Source organism: Synechococcus sp. Cu2B8-bc1011, assembly GCF_047302735.1.
Classification (GTDB): domain Bacteria; phylum Cyanobacteriota; class Cyanobacteriia; order PCC-6307; family Cyanobiaceae; genus Synechococcus_C.
In genome coordinates this window covers 2,077,643-2,094,488 of record NZ_CP138915.1, presented here as the reverse complement: position 1 = coordinate 2,094,488, position 16,846 = coordinate 2,077,643, and the positions used below count along the sequence as shown (strand labels likewise).

Below are 16,846 nucleotides of genomic sequence, written 5' to 3'. Positions count from 1 at the left end.
TCAGTCGGGTTCAACCCAGCGGCCGTCGTCTTTGATGAGCTGAACCAAGGCTGCCACCCCCTCAGACTCGGGTACTTTTCGGATCTCATCACGGTTGCGATACAGGGCGATCACCCCAGGCCCCTTGCCGACGTAACCGTAGTCAGCATCAGCCATCTCGCCAGGTCCATTCACAATGCAACCCATCACCGCAATGTCGAGACCGGTGAGATGAGAGGTGGCGTTTCGGACCTGATGAAGAACCTCCTCAAGATTAAACAAAGTGCGACCGCAGCTCGGACAGGCCACGTATTCGACCATCGTCTTGCGGATTCCCAGTGCCTGCAGAATCGAAAAGCACACGGGAATTTCCTTTTCAGGAGCTTCTGTGAGGGACACCCGCAGGGTGTCTCCAAGCCCTTCTGCCAGCAACGTTGCGATTCCTGCCGTGCTTTTAATTCGGCCGTAGTCGCCATCACCTGCTTCGGTGACTCCTAAGTGCAGGGGGTAGTTGAACCCTTCACGATCCATGGTGTCCGCCATCAATCGGTAGGCCGCCAGCATCACGGGCGCCCGCGATGCCTTCATTGAAATCACGATGTTGTGAAAATCGAGTGAATCGCAGATGCGTACGAACTCCATGGCCGATTCGACCATGCCTTGAGGGGTATCTCCATAGGTGAACAGCATGCGTTCAGCCAAGGAACCGTGATTCACTCCAATTCTCAAGGCCTTGTTTTGCTCTTTCAGGACTTGAACGAGCGGAGCAAATGTTTCCTTGATTCTTTCTCCAATCGCATCAAACTCGTCTTTGCTGAACTCCTGGCGATTGGGATCTGGTTTGTCGAAAACAAACAACCCAGGATTAATGCGCACTTTGTCGACGTGCTTGGCGACTTCTAGGGCAATGCGGGTGCCGTTGTGATGGACATCGGCCACGAGTGGGATCTTGCATCCCTGTGCTCGAAGTGCTGAGCGAATCTTCCCCATCGCGATGGCATGACCGATCGACGGAGTCGTGACACGCACGATTTCGCATCCGGCATCGGCTAGCCGACGAATTCCCGCGACCGACCCGTCGATGTCAAGCGTGTCCTCATTAATCATCGATTGCACCGCAATCGGATGCTCACTTCCGATGGGTACATCGCCCACCATCACCGTGCGCGTCACCCGGCGATGAATCTTGGTGTCGTAACGCTGCGAGGCGGTCATCAAGGATCGCTCGAATCTGGAGATAACCCTGACACAACCCCGTTCAGTGCGCGCTTGACGTGGGTCAGATCAGCCATAAACAGCGACCGGGGCTTCCCAGGGTCTCGTGAAGGATTTCGCAAGAGGTACGAGGGATGAAAACTCGGCATCACTGAGCGCCCTTCCCATTCCGTCCACTGCCCCCTTAATCGACTAATCGGTGTACGGCATTGGAGCAGTGACGCTGTGGCTGTTGCTCCAAGAATGAACAAGATCTCTGGATCGACCTCCAGAATTTGACGATCAAGCCACGGTCTGCAGGCCATGAGCTCTGCTGGGGTGGGGCGTCGGTTACCAGGGGGGCGGCATTTGATCAAGTTGCAGATGTAAGTGTCGTCTGCTTGATCAAGCCCCACCTCGGCTAGGCATGCATCCAAGAGGCGACCGGATCGCCCAACAAAAGGACGCCCCTGAGCATCCTCATCAGCCCCTGGCGCTTCTCCAATCACCATCAGCCGCGCTGAAGGGTTTCCACGACTGACCACAACAGTCTTGCGTTCTTGCGCCAGATCACAGCGCTGACACTGGAGACAGGATGCCTCGAAGTCTTCTAAGGACACGCGCATGGATCGCTCAGCTCAAAACCCTATGAGCCAGTGGAACCTTGCGTCAGCACCAAGGTGAGAAAGGGCTGCCCTTCTGGATCCTCCATCCAGCATTCCGCTCCAAACGATTCCAGACGAGTGGTTTCGCGCCGCCGCGCTCCCAAGCCCTCCAGTTGCTCGATCCAACCGGCCAGCTCCGTCTCTGGATGGTCGGTTCCAATCCGCTGAAAACAAGGGGCCAGGGCTGCACCTTGCACGGGCCAAGGCCGTTGACGGGAAGGGCGATAAATCTGCAGTGTTCCGCCCATGGGTAGAGACAGCATCCAGTGCTGGTCTGACAGTCCTTGACGGCACGCACATCCCAGAGCGTTCGCATAAAACTCCGCGAGAGATTGGGGATTGTTGGCCGCCAACACCCAACTCAATGAGGTCGTTTCAGCTGACATGGTCGGCATGGACAACATTTCGATCCAGGCTGTCATCAGCACATCGGTGTTGTCACCGACGCCACATCAGGCAGGATGATGTTTCACATATCCGAGCATCCATCGAGGGGGTGCCGTGCTGATGCCAGGCCCCCCATTTCTCTCGCACCGAGCTTTGGCTCTGCAGCCATCGCTCACACTTGCCATCAGCGCCCGAGCAAAAGCCCTGCAGCAAAAGGGTGTGGATGTGTGCAGCTTGAGTGCGGGGGAGCCGGATTTCGGGACGCCAGACTTCATTGTTGAGGCGTCGATCCAAGCCCTAAGGGATGGCATCACCCGGTATGGACCGGCTGCTGGCGATCCAGAGCTGCGGGCTGCCATCGCTCAGAAATTGAGTCTTGAAAACAACATCCCCACCAAAACCGATCAGGTTTTGGTCACCAATGGCGGAAAACAGGCGATTTACAACCTGTTTCAAGTTCTTCTGAACCCAGGAGATGAAGTCATTATTCCGGCCCCGTATTGGTTGAGTTACCCAGAAATTGTTCGCTTGGCTGGGGGAAACCCTGTCACGGTGTCGTCGTCAGCAAGCGATGGGTTTGGACTTGATCTCAACAAGATTGAACAATCCATCACCCCGTTAACCAAGGTTCTGGTGCTCAATTCACCGGGCAACCCAACAGGTCGTGTGTTGAGTCTCAGTGAACTAGAAGCCCTGGCAGAGCTTGTGCGAAAGCATCCCAACCTGATGGTGATGAGCGATGAAATTTACGAATACCTGTTGGAAGAGGGTGAATCCCACCACAGTTTTGCTGCCGTAGCTCCAGATCTCAGAGAGCGGTGTTTTGTGGTGAATGGTTTTGCCAAAGGCTGGGCCATGACCGGTTGGCGACTCGGATATCTCAGTGGTGACAGCACGGTGATCAAGGCCGCGTCTGCCCTGCAAAGCCAAAGCACAAGCAATGTGTGCAGCTTTGCTCAACGGGGTGCTTTGGCGGCGCTTCAGGGCTCTCGGGACTGCATCCGCGAGATGGCTGCTAGCTACAACACGCGGCGTACTGAGCTTTGTACTGGGCTTCAACAGATGGAGGGCATCACTCTCGTACCACCGAGAGGCGCCTTTTATGCCTTTCCTCGCTTGCCTGATGCCATTCCCGATTCGTTGGCCTTTTGTGAGCGTGCTCTCGAGGAGGAAGGACTGGCGATCGTTCCCGGTGGTGCCTTTGGCGATGATCGTTGCGTCAGGCTGTCTTGTGCCGTTTCGCGTGAGACGATTTCCGATGGGCTCAGTCGGTTTCAGAGTTTGTTGACTCGTCCATAACCTCATCATTTGTCAGGCATGACCAATCATTTGACACGGGTCCGAAAAAAAGGGGCCGTTGTTCTTTTGGCTCTTCTCTGTAGTCAGGGCACAACGGTCCTTCCAGCGAACGCTCAACCAACCCTCAGGATCGGAGCCATACCCGATCAAAACCCAGAACGGTTAAACCGTCGTTACGGCCAACTTGCCGCCGAACTCAGCGACACTCTCAAGGTCCCTGTCCGGTACGTGCCAGTGAGCAATTACCCAGCGGCCGTCAGTGCTTTTAGGACCGGAAGTCTCGATCTCGTTTGGTTTGGAGGTCTGACAGGGATTCAGGCTCGACTTCAAACGCCAGGTGCCAAGGTTCTGGCACAACGAGCCATCGACGCGAAGTTTAATAGTGTTTTTATCGCCAATACTTCATCAGGTTTACAACCCATTAGCAGCATTGATGGTCTGAAAAGCCTTAAAGGAAAGCGCTTCACCTTTGGATCAGAAAGTTCCACGTCGGGACGACTGATGCCCCAGTATTTTATGGCCCAAGCGGGCGTGACTCCCAAGCAAATCGCTGGTGGACAAGCAGGTTTCAGTGGAAGTCACGATGCCACGATCGCTTTGGTGCAGAGCGGTTCCTATCAGGCTGGTGCTCTGAGTCAGCCTGTCTGGAATGTGGCCGTTAAGAACGGGAAAGTGGATCCCACAAAGGTGAAGGTGATTTGGAAAACCCCTTCTTTTGGGAATTACCACTGGGTGGTACGCCCCAATCTTGATCAACGCTTTGGGAAGGGATTCACCACGAAACTCCAGAAGGCCATTTTGGCTTTAACCCCCACCAACGTGCGACAGAAAACCATCTTGGAGTTGTTTGCCGCCAAACGTTTCATTCCAGCGCAGGAATCTCAATATCAACCCATTGAGCAGGTGGGTCGTCAGCTCGGCAAGATCCGTTGACCTCTCTTCTTGAGTTGGTGAACGTCAGCCTGAGTGGCCCAAGAGGAGATCGACTGCGCTCGATCTCCCTCTCGGTGTTTGAGGGAGAGCGGATCGCCTTGCTTGGACGGAGCGGGGCCGGAAAGAGCACTTTGCTGGCCATCGCCAATGGCAGTCTTCGTGTTGAGCAGGGAGAGGTGCGTTGGTGTGGTGCGTCGATTCGCACCATGCCTCGTCGCCAAAAAAGGGAGATTGGAATGCTCTGGCAAGACCTGCTGCTTGTGGAGGAGCTCAGCGTTGGACAGAACGTCAACAGCGGTGCCTTGGGCCGTCACAACCTGATCTGGGCATTGGCCAATCTGTTGTTCAATGTGGATCAATCCGCCTGCAAAGATTGCTTGCAGCGGGCAGGTTTTGATGCTGATCTGATCGATCGTGGCTTGATTGATGCTCCGATCCGCCAGCTGTCAGGAGGGCAGAGACAACGCGTGGCTCTTGCCCGTTTGCTCCGTCAGCAACCGCAACTGATCTTGGCCGACGAACCGATTGCAAATTTGGATCCTGCAATCGCCTCTGACTTATTGGATCACTTCTTGAACCGTTCGCCCGAGGGGCAGCTGAATTGTGGCGCTCAGGCGATTGTGATCAGCTTGCATCAACCCGAACTCGTCCATCGCTTTGATCGTGTGATCGGTTTGCAGGATGGGCAGCTTGTGATGGACCAACCAGCAGATCAACTCACTCCTACTGACCTTTCCAGGTTGTACGCGGCCGGATGAACCGCCCGAGACCAGCGGCACCCCTGCTCACCTTGTTGCCTGCCATGGCTCTGGTGCCCGTTTTGATCGTGACTTTGATCGGGCTGCATGGAGGCGGGCTGTCGATTTGGCAGCAATTCCTTTCAGGAGCCCTGCATCCGTCGTTGGATCCCGATGTCCTTCATGCGGTTTGGCATGGTCTTGGAGTCACCATGGCCACGGCTTTTCTGAGCTGGAGTCTCAGCTTGTTGTTGGGTGTGCTTCTCGGCAGCGCTTGCGCGGATGTGGTGTGGAGAAGCTGGACTCTTCCCCCTTGGCCAGCGAAAGCGCTACGAGGGGTCCTTGCCATCCCAAGAGCGGTGCATGAGCTGGTTTGGGGCCTGTTGTTGCTTCAGGTGTTGGGGCTTCATCCCTACGTTGCTGTCGCTGCGATCGCGATTCCTTACAGCGCCCTCGTGGCAAGGATTTGGCGAGATCATCTCGACAGCGCAGATCATCGTCCTCTGAATGCCTTAATCAGCGCAGGGGTGCAGCCCCTGTCGGCCTTGATGACGGCTCTCAACCCAGGAATGGGCACTGTCTTGATGAGCTACGGGGGGTACAGGCTCGAATGTGCCTTGCGAAGCGCCACCTTGCTGGGGGTTTTTGGTTTAGGGGGGCTTGGAACCGAACTGCAGCTCACCCTTCAGTCGTTGCAGTTTCGTGAGCTGTGGACAGGGTTGTGGGTTCTATCGGCCGTGATGTTGATTCTGGAGCAGCTGTTGAGATTTTGGCGAGGACGTTCTGGAGACGGGGTTCAGGGTCAACGTCGAATTCTGTTGTTCGGCACCTTGACGATCGTTTTGGGATTGATCGGCACGTTTTGGCTACGGCTGATCGTTCCTGATCAGTTTTCTGGACTCAGCTGGATCGGGATGGAGGTTCCTTCCTGGACCCAGCTGAGTGCGGCCGCCACTGAGCTTCCTTGGCTGCGCATGATTTTGGAAACGCTGGGCCTCACCTTGTTGGCTGCGGGGATTGCGATCGGACTTCCCCCCCTGGCCTTGCTCATATGGCCCTCCTCCAGGTGGCATCAGTGTTGCTCGTTGTTCTGGGCCTTCATGCGCTGGATCCCACCGCCATTAATGGTGCTGCTCCTACTGCTCAGCAATCGCCCGAGCCTGGCGATTGGTGCCTTGGCGATCGGACTTCACAACAGTGGGGTGATGGGGCGGTTGCTGCTCGAAGGGCTTCAGCAACAAAGGGGCCAGCGTCAAGAAGCCCTCAGAGCGATGGGGAGTTCAGAGCGGATGAGCTGGTTGTATGGCCTGCTCAGTCCTCAAAGTCCTAGCTATCTGGCTTATGGGGCTTACCGCAGTGATGTGATCCTCCGCGAAACAGTGGTAGTGGGAATGATTGGGGGAAGTGGTTTGGGCTGGCAGCTGCTGGAATCACTCAGCTCCTTTCATTGGGCTGCGGTGGTATTAGTGCTTTGTTGCTATTGCGCCCTCACCATCAGTGGGGAATCACTCAGTGACCGCTGCCGTTCGCTCTGGCTGCAAAGCTGACGTCTGGATTGCGTGACCGCCAGTGATGACAACAGCGCCGCGGCAGCTTGTCGTGATCGGGGATAGTGGCGTGTACGGATGGGGTGATTCAGAGGGAGGGGGATGGTGTGAACGCTTGAGGCGTCAATGGATGACGATGCCCTCAGCCCCCGTGGTGTATGGGCTTGGCGTACGTGGGGATGGACTGGAGCGCATCGCTCAGCGATGGCAGCAAGAGTGGAGTTGCCGCGGTGAGCTCCGTCGCCAGCAGCCCGATGGTTTGCTGCTCTCGGTGGGGCTCAATGACAGCGCACGGGTGGGCCGGCTTGATGGACGGCAGCAATTGAGTGCTGAAGCGTTTCGCTTCGGGCTTGAGCAATTGCTTGCGGCGATGACGCCAGTCACTCAAGTCATGGTGATGGGGCTCAGCGTTGTTGATGAAGCGGTCATGCCTTTCGCTGATTGCCTTTGGTACAGCAATGAGGCAGTGGCTATCCATGAAGCGCAATTGGAGGAAACGTGCCTTGAAGCCGATGTTCCATTTTTAAGCCTGCACCGAGCGATGGCCGCAGAGCCCGATTGGTTGACCTGGTTGGAACCTGACGGCATTCATCTCAACAGCACAGGTCATCACTGGATTCATCAACGACTTCAGGAGTGGAAGCCACTTCTTCATTGGGCTGGTCTGGAGCCCCATTGTCAGTTCACATCCTTGATGACGTATTGATCCGGGGTCGGAAAATTCGCGCAAGGCTCTGAGTCTCTTCCCCCAGGGAGTTGATCTGGTCGAATTGCCCCTGAGCGATAAAGCTCGCAAAGTTGTTCTGGTGGGCGGCTTTCATACCATTCTTCAATCGATTGGGCGTTACTAGGCATCGCTTGTGTCATCGCTATACCGCTGAAAAGAGACAAAAAAACGAAAGTGATTGAGTGGTGAGTCCGTGATTTGATCATGGTTTAAGGGTTTGTATCGTTCCACTCATAGCAAGTGTTCACTCTTCGGATGGCTTGGTTTTCATCCTTTCGAGTGGAACCTTCCATTGGAAAGGAGGAGGGTGTAAAGGCAGATGAAAGCGACGTTGAAGGGGTCCAAATCACCCACATTTCATGCCTTCTCCTGAGAGCCTTCGACGGCGCGAGCACCGCAGATTATTGCCCCAGTCAATTCTTGAGCGCAACGATGCTGTGCTTGAACATCTTGGATTGGCGCACCATGCCGCCATCCATCAAGCGGCTCGCTTTCCAGGAGAGCAAGACGATTTAGTGCAGGAAGGTCGCTTGGGCTTGATTCATGGAATGGCCAACTTTGATCCTCAACGTGGATGTCGCATCAGCACCTATGTGTTAACCAGGGTGAACGGCCAAATCCTGCATTTCCGTCGCGATCGACAACATGCGCTGAGGATTCCTTGGCGTTTGAAGGACTTGCATAGTCGGGGTGTGCGTCTTCAGGCGCAACGGTTGCAACAGAGTCTGGATCCACTGGATGAGCGAGGCCTCGCAGCATCCCTCAACGTGAGCCCTCACCGTTGGCGAGAGGCCCTGATCGCTCACTCCCTCAGCTACGTGGCTTCGCTTGATGTTGCTCCTTCCATTCAGGCGGTAGACGGAGAGCTGAGAAGCTCCCTGCTTCATCAAATCGAGGATCCCTCATCTGTGCCTGTTTCGGTGGAGGAACCCAGCCTTCGCTGGTTGAAGGACGCTCTGAAGACACTTGAGCCTCAACAGTGTTGTTGGCTCCTTGCTCGCTATGTCGACAACATTCCAATCAAGGACCTTGCTTTGAGAGAAAAGGTTGATGCAGGCTTTCTACGCCAATCAATCCGAGAGTCGCTGAGCCGATTGCGACAGGCAGCACGACCTCTACAGCAGTGCCTCCCATTAGCCCGCAAGACCCAGCGCAAGCGCAATCAGCATCGCTAAGACGGCGGCCCAGGCGGTTTGCAAGCCGTTGACGATCTCATTGGTTAACCAGGTCACCCTCTCCTGAGCCAGAGCTCCCAGCAGGCTTTCCAGCAGGGTCGCGATCAGACCCACAAGTGCGACCACCAGCATCGCCGTGGGAGAGGTCACGATCGACAGCCCCGCCATCACCAGCATCATCAGCAGGCTGCCAGCGGCACTCGCCAGGGTGCCTTCCAGGCTCACGGCACCCTCCGTTCCTGCTGGCACTCTGCGAAGACTGGTGATCAACACTGTGGTTCGTCCCCAGCGTTTGCCGATCTCACTGCCAAAGGTGTCAGCAAGTTTGGCCGCGAAGCTGGCTGCAAATCCAATCAGCAACAGCGTCGGGGAGCCGAGACCTGCTCCAATCAAGAGAGCGATCACTGTGCCAGTCAAGGCAGATCCCCAAACGTTTGCTGGACCTCGCCGGCCACCTCGCGCCTCCGCAAGCCCTTGCTTCTGCTTTTGTGCAAAGCCAAGGCGCGTGACCATTGATCCCAGTACGAGGTAGATCACAACTGCAACCCAGCCTCTCCAGCCCAGGCAGCCCCAGAGGATTGTTCCAAGGATTCCGGCATGCACCCAACCCCTGCTAGTGAGAAGGGGAAGGCGCTGCGCCATGGCAATCAGCAGGCCATTGAGAAGCAGGGCAATCCCCCACATCGTGATGTTCTGGTCAGGCAAAACCATCGGTCTGTGTTGCACTGCCCTAAGGATCAGTCCATTCAGACTGTTTGGATTGGATAATCAGCCCACGTTGTCCACCGGAACCTGGCATGGTGCTGAAGAGCAAAGGCTTTTTCCTCAACCTTGAGGAAGGTGCTTCAACCGACCAGGTGCTTCAGATAGCGCCTGTGCGAGATCTTCCTGTCGAGGACGATCAAGAGGTCTCTCTTGCCCCGATTCCTGCCATCTCCAAACTGGTTGATGGGAGTCGCACGGTTGAGCCAGTCAAACCAGCTCAAGCGGTCGCGACGCCAGTTGCTGCATCTACACCAGCAACTTCTGCCCCCACAGCCCCTGCCCCATCTGCCCCCGCAGCGGCAACAGGTTCCCTGACGACGGCGGAAGCGATCGCAGCTGCTCTGGCGGAAGCGGAAGCGGCCCGTCCTGTCGTAACGCTCAGCACGTTTGCTCCTGAGATGATCCGGCCCGGTCGTGCTTTGCGTCCTCAGCGTCGTCGTCCAGGAAGAAACTTGAAGGGCTTCCGTGACATGGCCTCAGAACTGTTCAGCAGCTGACGCCACTTCAGTTGTCCATTTCAGTGGTCTCAGCAGTGGGTTTGCTCAGTGCTCAGCGTCGTACGACGCCAACTGCTGAGCGTTGTGACTCCTGCAATCGCTGCTGTGGAAGAGCGCAAAATATCCTCACTGAGACTGATCGGTGACCATCCTTCCCGGAGTGCCTGGGCTTGTTCCAGAGGGTCCCAGCCTCCCTCTGGGCCAATGGCAAGCCAGATGCAGCTCTCCTTTAGGGTCTGGCGCTGCAACCAGGGCTCCAATGCAGTCAGCTCTTCTAAGCGTGTGGTGGCAATCGCCAGACTGTCGTGATCCCCAGGCATCGTCCACCAGTCACCCGTGGATGCCAGCGGGAGGAGCTGGGGCATCCAGAGCCGCTCGCATTGCTCGACCGCTTCTTTCAGGATCAGTTGCCACCGTTCTGGCTTGTAGTCCGCCTGGGGTGTACTTCGCTCTGCTTGCAAGGGCTGGATGCAATCCACGCCTAATTCACAAGCCATACGCATCACGTCATCCATGCCTCGTCGCACCAGAGCAATCGCAAGGCCCAGCTGAGGTGTTTTGGCTGGGGTTGTGGTTGTACAACTTCCGGGGAGCAGCAGCTGTCCTTCCTCCTGAAGCCATCCTTCCCATAGATGGCCGCGGCCATCCACAACCGCCACAGGCGCTCCAGGACGCAGCCGTAAAACCCGGCGCAGGTAATGACGTTCGTCATCACGAAGGACCAGGCATCCATTGCGATCACGATCGGCCAATCGCTTGGGCTCGATCATTAGCCGACGCAGCTCCGCCACCGTTCGGTTCAGTTCAAGCCAGCTTGACGGGCTTCTCGATACAGCGCCTCAACACCAATTCTGTTGAGGGGGAGGCGCAATAACTCCAGAGCCAGGGATGGTTGCCCCCGTTGAATCAGCCAAGCCAGAAGCGGACGAAGGCTGCGTTCATTGAGAAGCCCTCCGAGCGTGAGCAAAGACCAAAGCAGGCGATGCAACCACGTGAATTGAATAATGAACCGGACCCGACGACTGGGGTGCTTGCGATAAAACACCAATCCCATTCGGGCGCGTTCTTTCTCTACGCGAATCAGGTCGGGGATTTGCTCCAGGCGAAAGGCTGGATGCCAGTGATAGCCAACCGCTTCAGGACATTTCACCAGCTCCACACCCATTTGCCTGAGCCGCTCTCCGAGCTCCAGGTCTTCCCATCCGTAGAGCCGGAATCCAACATCAAATAATCCGGAACGCTCCAATACATCCCGATCGATGGCTACGTTTCCCGTTGCGAAATATGCCCAAGACAAATCACGCAGTTTGTGCCGTTCTGCCGTTGGTTGATCAAAGTTGGCCGTATTGATCACGGCTCCATAGGTGAAACAGAGACGATTCCCCTGCTGATTCCAACGCCGACTTAAGGCATGCGCATGGGATGCCAGGAAGCTAGATGTGACGACTAAATCGCTATCGATAAAGACGATCACATCTCCTTTTGCATGATCAACACCGCGATTACGGCCTTCGGCAGGTCCGCCATGTTGTTGCTCTATCAAGCGGACATGGGGGAAGCGAGCTTCCTCTTGTCGCAACCAATCCGGGGTGCCGTCACTGGAGCCGTCATCAACGACAACCACTTCGTAGCTCTCGATTTCTCCGCTGGGATCTTGGTGTTCTAGTGCCTGCAGACACTTCTCAAGAATGGAGCGTCGGTTGTAGGTGGGGATGACGACGCTGATGAACATCCGTGTGAGATAGGCACAAGAAGACTTCAGCCTAAAGCCATAAAAAAGAGGGGTCTCCCCCCCTTGCTGAAAGCAATCGATGCGGAGTCACTCCAAAGCGATTAATCCGCAGCACCACCGTTGTTGGCAGTACCGGTTACGCCATTACCCGCACCTTCGCCACGGCCGTCATTGCGGAGCTTGCGTTTTTTAAATTTGCGGGCGTAAGCGCGATTGCGCTCCTGCTTTTCCTTCTTGAGGTTTCTGCGCTTAGCCATGCGTTTTGGAAGATTCCAACTCTTAAACTCAGACCAACTTAACGAATCGTCTGGTAGAGACGTCCATCTTCCATTCGAACAAGACGATCTGCCACATCAAGGATGCGGGGATCATGCGTCACCATCAGTACAGAACAGGACTGTTCTCGCGCTAACCGCTTCAATAACTCAACAACTTCTCGGCCGGTGCCGCTATCTAGCGCCGCGGTTGGTTCATCAGCGAGCAGGAGCTGAGGTTTAGCGGCAAGGGCTCTTGCGATCGCAACTCGCTGCTTTTGGCCCCCGGAAAGGTCATGGGGAAGTTTTCCCAACTCGTCTTCAAGTCCTACAGAGCGCAACCACTCCCGTGCTTGGTCGCGTCGTGCTCTGTATCCAAGATTGGGCAACAGATCAGCGCCCATCTGAACATTTTGTTCGGCGGTAAGACAGCGCAACAGATTGTGGCCCTGGAAAATCATGCCAATGCGACGGCGCAACCTCTGACGCTGCCCTCGAGCTGCTCCAAGTAGCTGCTGCCCAAACACTTCAACATCACCCTCTTGAACCTTTCGTAATGCTCCAATCAAGGTGAGCAGGGTTGTTTTTCCACAGCCGGAAGGACCGGTGAGCAGCACCACCTCACCTGCAGAAATTTGCAAGTCCACACCTTGAAGCACCTGCCTACGGGTGGAGCCTTTGCCGTACCAATGGCTCAGAGCATGGATATCAACCGTCAGTGCGTTGTTTCCCATCGCTTTAAAAAATTTCCGCCGGATCGGCATCAACGAGTCGGCGCATGGCAAGACCAGCTGAGAGCATGCACATGATCAAGATCATGCTGAATACGCTCACGGCTCGAACCGTGTTCATCGCCACTGGCAACTGGGTGGCATTACGCACTAATAAGTACAAGCCCTGTCCAGCTGCATAAGCGGGTAAGTAGCCAAACAGGGCAAGCAATAACCCTTCTCTGACCACAACTCCCAGCAAGCTATTGAGCTTGTAACCCATCGCCATCAGCGTTGCATATTCAGGTAGATGATCGCTCACATCTGAATACAGAACCTGATAAACAATCACGCAGCCCACCACAAAACCCATGGCAGCTCCAAGGGTAAAAATGAATCCGATTGATGTGCTTGTTCGCCAATAATTTTGCTCGAAATCGATGAATCCCTGCTTGGTCAGCACGGTGACATCGTCCGGTAACTGGGATTGGAGATGTTGCGCTACCTGATCTGCATCACTGCCAGGTTTGAGGCGAACTAAGCCTACTTCGATACTTCCTGAGGGAGTATTTGGAATTAAATCCAAAAATGTTTCTCTGCTTGTTAATAAGTTGCCATCAGCACCAAAAGAAGCTCCGAGGCCAATCAGACCCGCTACGCGTACTCTTTTGCCTGCAATTTCACTTTCAACGGTGCGTCCCTCACGAAACCATTCGTCTACAGGACCAAACTCTGCTCGCGATTTTTCGTCAAATAAGACCCTGCCTTTCTGGGTGAGCCGCTTGGCTTTTGCGGCCAGGGTTGGATCGGTAAAGAGCGGATGGCCGGGTTCAAATCCCAACGCAAGGATCGAGCGGGTTCCAAGGGTTTCAGGATTTCTCCAAAGCAGCAGATTCCAGTTGACGGGGGTAATCCCCTCCACCTCTGGAGAGGCCATGGCTTGAATCAGTCGCCTGCGAGGGAAGCCGGCCATGCTCACCGAACTGGTGGATCGCGGGCTGATCAAGACGATGTCTGCATCAAATAGACGATGAACAACGACGCTGGCGTCAAACAAGCCGTCGCGAAAGCCCAACTGCATGAACATCAGAATTCCGGCAAAGCTGATGCCTGCTAGAGCAACCGCCAAACGAACGGGTTGGCGGATCAGCATCAAAGATGCCAATGGAATTCTGCGCCGCTGCCACAAGGCTCGGATCATGGGGTCTTGAAGCGGGCAATCACTTTCAAACCAGAAAGTTGCGTCACACGCTGAGCCGACTCCGGGGAAAGAACCACATCCACCTCAATGACCCGTGCATCTGCATCACCGGTGGGATCGGTTGAAAGAACCTTTCGCTGTCTCACCTGCGGTGTGATTCGCTCGACGCGGCCCTCGAGTGTTCCTTTGAATCCGCCATTTTCACTGGTCAAGGTGACGGCCTGACCCAATGAAATTCGATTGATGTCCGATTCGTACACCTCAACCAGGGCCTCCATGGCTTGGCTGGCTCCCACTTCCATCACACCGTCGCTGCCAGGACGTTCCCCAACGCGGCTGTGAATTTTGAGCACCACGCCATCAATGGGAGACACCAATTCGCTTTCAGCAAGGTCGGTTTCGAGGCTTCGTCGCTTTGCGATCAGCTCCACGCCTTCCCGTTGGAAGCGTCGAAGTTCATCCTGTTTTTCCTCATAGGCCACCATCGCAGCAGCTCCTACCTTGGCCGCGGCTGCATAGCGGGACACCTCCCGCTGTTGCAGCTCGACTTCGATGGCAGCCGATTGAATTTTCACGTCAACTTCAGCGATTTCGGCTTCGATTTGGGGTCGGCTGTCAAAGATTGCCAAGGGCTGGCCCTTGCGAATCTGGTCCCCATCTTTCACCAGTAGGGCGGAAATGCGAGGCGTACCGCCAAACCCACTCACTGGAGCCGCCAAGCGACGTACTTCGCCAGCTGGTTTGAGTTGGCCTAGGGCCGCAACCGCCTCGGGAGCACGGACTTTTGGAACTGCGGCAGCAGGTGGGGCATCCGGTGTTGGACGGCGTGTGATCCAGACACCCGCACCGACTACGGCAGCTCCAAGCACCCCAACCATGACCCAACGAGGTAGTCGCCTCATCGAAGAGCTGGAGGATCGTCGAAGAGCATCTCCTCGATGTAGCGATCGGCCCAAGCGCTTCCGAAAGCTTTCTCTAGGACGCGTCGGGTCTTGTCGTTGCGTTTCTGTTGCCGGCAATAGGAGAGTTGACCTTGATGACGTCTGATCGTAGGGAGTTCATCAAGAGCATCGGGAGCCGTTGCCAGAATCGCCTGGCGGAGGATGTTGAGGTAGTCAGCGACAAGATCAACGAACCAGGTCTCCTCTTGTTCATCGACGGGTCGAATGAATTTCACATAAGGGGAAAAAATGGTTCCCCAAGCGGGTAGGTCTCGTACCTGCTGAAACGGCGGCAATTGCAGAGTACTGAGCGGTTGACTTACCGCATCGGGCAATGCATCGCATACGGGTGAAAGATCAACGATCGCCGCCGAAATTCCTGCTTTACTGGCAACAATATCGGCACCAAATACGGGTAAGTCGAATCTGGGGTCTGGGAAAAAGACGCAGTGAAGGATCTGCAGTCCCATACCCAGTCGGGCAATTTCGAGATGTAATTTGCGCAGTCCAAGGCATTGATGCAGCTCGTTGCGAATGAAGAGTGTTTCACCATCGAGCATGCCGCTGATTGCCTCCAATGCAGGATCGACAGCCAAAGGAGAAAGTTCAGGGAGGGCTGTCCGACATGTGCGAATTTGCTCCGCTAGGGAGGTCACCAGCGGATGCAGTTCAAGACCGTTGGTGGATTGGGACATCAGTCCAGCGAGGGACAGCACAGAGTGGGACTACCCCTGACTGATCAACTGATCAAGGCTATGACTGGGGTTTGCTCAACCCTTTGTCACTGTTGTGTCAGTGAATTGTCAGTGGCTAAGGGCCATCTGTTGGATAGGTAAGGCTACTTGAGGGTGTTGCTTGGACAGATCCAGAGCCAAGAGTCGTAAAGCCTTGATGACGCACCTCAGAAAGATTCTCCAATGGCTTGGTCTCGATGCACTACTTTCCTTTGGCCTGAGTGCTGTTTAGGTGGTCTCTGCTGGCCTGCTTTTGCGCATTGAGAGACGCCGATGGAGCTGTCCAAAAAGCGCTAGACCTTTGATTTTGAAAATCCTTGAAGAGGGAGGAAGCACTTGCGCCGTTCTATAGATGTGGTCTTTTCTATCTGTTATCTAGAAGGATCGGTGTTGGTTCGTTTTTGCTTGCTGTTCATCTCCTGACTCAGCAATGAGCGGACATTAAAGTTAATAAAATCGATCACAATTAAATTGTTTTTTTGATCCATGCTTTGCTCGCCATTGTAAGATTAAAAAATGGCAAAAAGGTCTTTGAGGGGTTTTGCCTTGCAATTGCTAATGCATAAGTGTATCTTCTTATACAGTCGTTAAGACATTAGAAGTTTCAAGCCATGATCTCCTGAGGTCTCTTAAAGATGTACGAGTAATTTTTTTGGCATGAAGCGTTTCCTTTCTTGGCTCGGTTTATTGCTAAAGAATTATTTTGTCAAGAGCAGTGATGAAGACCCGTCTAGTTTTGTTTGTAATCTTCATTCTGGAGTAATCAAATGCAATTGGAAAATCAGGAAAGGTACAAAAATGCTCATAGATAGTAATTTTAACTCTGCTCTATTTCTAAGGGTCAGAGATGTATCGGGCGACGGAACAAATGCTTCTTTGACCATTGAAACGACAACGGCTAGGAGCAACGCGGAGATTAGTCTTCCAGTTGACAACGGAAGGGTTTTGCTAGAGCTGGGATATAGGGCAGAAGGCGGAGACTTTATAACCCTTGAATACATCCTCTATGACTTAGGAGTGAAAAAAGTTGAAGCACCTAAATATGTTGATTGGTTTCAGAGAGAGTCTTCTGGCATTCATCAAGAGATGTATGAGCTGGGAAGAAGAAGCTTCGCGATTGGGGGTTCAGAAGATCATATGATTAATTTTGAGTAAATAGTACGTCAGATAGTTGCACGGAAATTTTTTTTGGCAGTAATTGTTTCACTCTGAGGTGCATCAACGCCTTTTCGGCAGATGTCGTACCAGGGGTTTCATCGATGTCGGAGTCAATACGGAGAGTCTGCGGCCTGGCGAGTGCTGAGATTTTTTCTTCATTACTATCTGAGCACAATCATGAGCTGCAAGCAAAGACGTGTTTAGATCCAAA

19 protein-coding genes are annotated in these 16,846 nt (G+C 54.5%); 8 read left to right on the top strand and 11 right to left on the bottom strand.

The window, feature by feature from the left end:
• The 3 genes from ispG to SIC18_RS10765 are packed head-to-tail and all read right to left on the bottom strand — an operon-like array spanning window position 1 to window position 2,260.
• Window positions 1-1,194 (bottom strand): (E)-4-hydroxy-3-methylbut-2-enyl-diphosphate synthase, encoded by a 1,194-nt coding sequence (gene ispG / locus SIC18_RS10775; RefSeq protein ID WP_048346696.1) that lies wholly within the window; start codon window positions 1,192-1,194, stop codon window positions 1-3.
• Window positions 1,194-1,799 (bottom strand): uracil-DNA glycosylase, encoded by a 606-nt coding sequence (locus SIC18_RS10770; RefSeq protein ID WP_413429620.1) that lies wholly within the window; start codon window positions 1,797-1,799, stop codon window positions 1,194-1,196. The genes ispG and SIC18_RS10770 overlap by 1 nt, the downstream gene beginning before the upstream one ends.
• Window positions 1,800-1,819: 20 nt before the next feature.
• Window positions 1,820-2,260 (bottom strand): VOC family protein, encoded by a 441-nt coding sequence (locus SIC18_RS10765; protein ID WP_053068538.1) that lies wholly within the window; start codon window positions 2,258-2,260, stop codon window positions 1,820-1,822.
• An 85-nt stretch (window positions 2,261-2,345) separates the two neighbouring features.
• Between SIC18_RS10765 and SIC18_RS10760 the strand changes: the two genes are divergently transcribed.
• From SIC18_RS10760 to SIC18_RS10735, 6 genes are all read left to right on the top strand, one after another.
• Complete coding sequence (locus SIC18_RS10760; RefSeq protein ID WP_413429618.1) at window positions 2,346-3,524, top strand: pyridoxal phosphate-dependent aminotransferase; 1,179 nt, start codon at window positions 2,346-2,348, stop codon at window positions 3,522-3,524.
• Between the two features lie 18 nt (window positions 3,525-3,542).
• A complete protein-coding gene (locus SIC18_RS10755) occupies window positions 3,543-4,457 on the top strand; it encodes a putative selenate ABC transporter substrate-binding protein (protein ID WP_413429616.1) in 915 nt (304 codons plus the stop codon).
• Window positions 4,454-5,215 (top strand): phosphonate ABC transporter ATP-binding protein, encoded by a 762-nt coding sequence (locus tag SIC18_RS10750; protein ID WP_413429615.1) that lies wholly within the window; start codon window positions 4,454-4,456, stop codon window positions 5,213-5,215. The genes SIC18_RS10755 and SIC18_RS10750 overlap by 4 nt, the downstream gene beginning before the upstream one ends.
• A complete protein-coding gene (locus tag SIC18_RS10745) occupies window positions 5,212-6,741 on the top strand; it encodes a phosphonate ABC transporter (protein ID WP_413429614.1) in 1,530 nt (509 codons plus the stop codon). The genes SIC18_RS10750 and SIC18_RS10745 overlap by 4 nt, the downstream gene beginning before the upstream one ends.
• A 25-nt stretch (window positions 6,742-6,766) precedes the next feature.
• Window positions 6,767-7,447, top strand: a complete 681-nt coding sequence (locus tag SIC18_RS10740) for a GDSL-type esterase/lipase family protein (RefSeq protein WP_048346691.1) — start codon at window positions 6,767-6,769, stop codon at window positions 7,445-7,447.
• Between the two features lie 380 nt (window positions 7,448-7,827).
• On the top strand, window positions 7,828-8,643 hold the full coding sequence (locus SIC18_RS10735) for a sigma-70 family RNA polymerase sigma factor (protein WP_413429613.1): 816 nt from the start codon (window positions 7,828-7,830) through the stop codon (window positions 8,641-8,643).
• Here SIC18_RS10735 and SIC18_RS10730 read toward each other — a convergent pair.
• Window positions 8,602-9,354, bottom strand: a complete 753-nt coding sequence (locus tag SIC18_RS10730; RefSeq protein ID WP_413429611.1) for a DUF92 domain-containing protein — start codon at window positions 9,352-9,354, stop codon at window positions 8,602-8,604. The genes SIC18_RS10735 and SIC18_RS10730 overlap by 42 nt on opposite strands.
• A gap of 86 nt (window positions 9,355-9,440) precedes the next feature.
• On the opposite strand from SIC18_RS10730, the gene SIC18_RS10725 reads away from it, so the two are divergent.
• Window positions 9,441-9,905, top strand: coding sequence for a hypothetical protein (locus tag SIC18_RS10725; protein ID WP_048346688.1), 465 nt, complete (start codon window positions 9,441-9,443; stop codon window positions 9,903-9,905).
• A gap of 29 nt (window positions 9,906-9,934) precedes the next feature.
• On the opposite strand, the gene SIC18_RS10720 is transcribed toward SIC18_RS10725, so the two are convergent.
• The 7 genes from SIC18_RS10720 to SIC18_RS10690 form a co-directional block, all read right to left on the bottom strand.
• Window positions 9,935-10,696, bottom strand: a complete 762-nt coding sequence (locus tag SIC18_RS10720) for a 16S rRNA (uracil(1498)-N(3))-methyltransferase (RefSeq protein WP_413429609.1) — start codon at window positions 10,694-10,696, stop codon at window positions 9,935-9,937.
• An 8-nt stretch (window positions 10,697-10,704) separates the two neighbouring features.
• Window positions 10,705-11,637, bottom strand: coding sequence for a glycosyltransferase family 2 protein (locus SIC18_RS10715; protein ID WP_413429608.1), 933 nt, complete (start codon window positions 11,635-11,637; stop codon window positions 10,705-10,707).
• A gap of 101 nt (window positions 11,638-11,738) precedes the next feature.
• Window positions 11,739-11,894 (bottom strand): hypothetical protein, encoded by a 156-nt coding sequence (locus tag SIC18_RS10710; RefSeq protein WP_006171625.1) that lies wholly within the window; start codon window positions 11,892-11,894, stop codon window positions 11,739-11,741.
• A gap of 38 nt (window positions 11,895-11,932) precedes the next feature.
• A complete protein-coding gene (locus tag SIC18_RS10705) occupies window positions 11,933-12,655 on the bottom strand; it encodes a DevA family ABC transporter ATP-binding protein (protein ID WP_413429607.1) in 723 nt (240 codons plus the stop codon).
• Window positions 12,630-13,802 (bottom strand): ABC transporter permease DevC, encoded by a 1,173-nt coding sequence (gene devC / locus SIC18_RS10700; RefSeq protein WP_413429606.1) that lies wholly within the window; start codon window positions 13,800-13,802, stop codon window positions 12,630-12,632. Before devC ends, SIC18_RS10705 begins: the two co-directional genes overlap by 26 nt.
• The gene (locus tag SIC18_RS10695; RefSeq protein ID WP_048346683.1) at window positions 13,799-14,704 is read right to left on the bottom strand and encodes an HlyD family efflux transporter periplasmic adaptor subunit; all 906 of its coding nucleotides are present in this window, start codon (window positions 14,702-14,704) and stop codon (window positions 13,799-13,801) included. The genes devC and SIC18_RS10695 overlap by 4 nt, the downstream gene beginning before the upstream one ends.
• Window positions 14,701-15,438, bottom strand: a complete 738-nt coding sequence (locus SIC18_RS10690) for a phycocyanobilin:ferredoxin oxidoreductase (protein ID WP_048348186.1) — start codon at window positions 15,436-15,438, stop codon at window positions 14,701-14,703. The genes SIC18_RS10695 and SIC18_RS10690 overlap by 4 nt, the downstream gene beginning before the upstream one ends.
• 696 nt (window positions 15,439-16,134) lie before the next feature.
• Between SIC18_RS10690 and SIC18_RS10685 the strand changes: the two genes are divergently transcribed.
• Window positions 16,135-16,632, top strand: a complete 498-nt coding sequence (locus SIC18_RS10685; RefSeq protein ID WP_413429605.1) for a hypothetical protein — start codon at window positions 16,135-16,137, stop codon at window positions 16,630-16,632.
• Window positions 16,633-16,846: the final 214 nt, after the last annotated feature.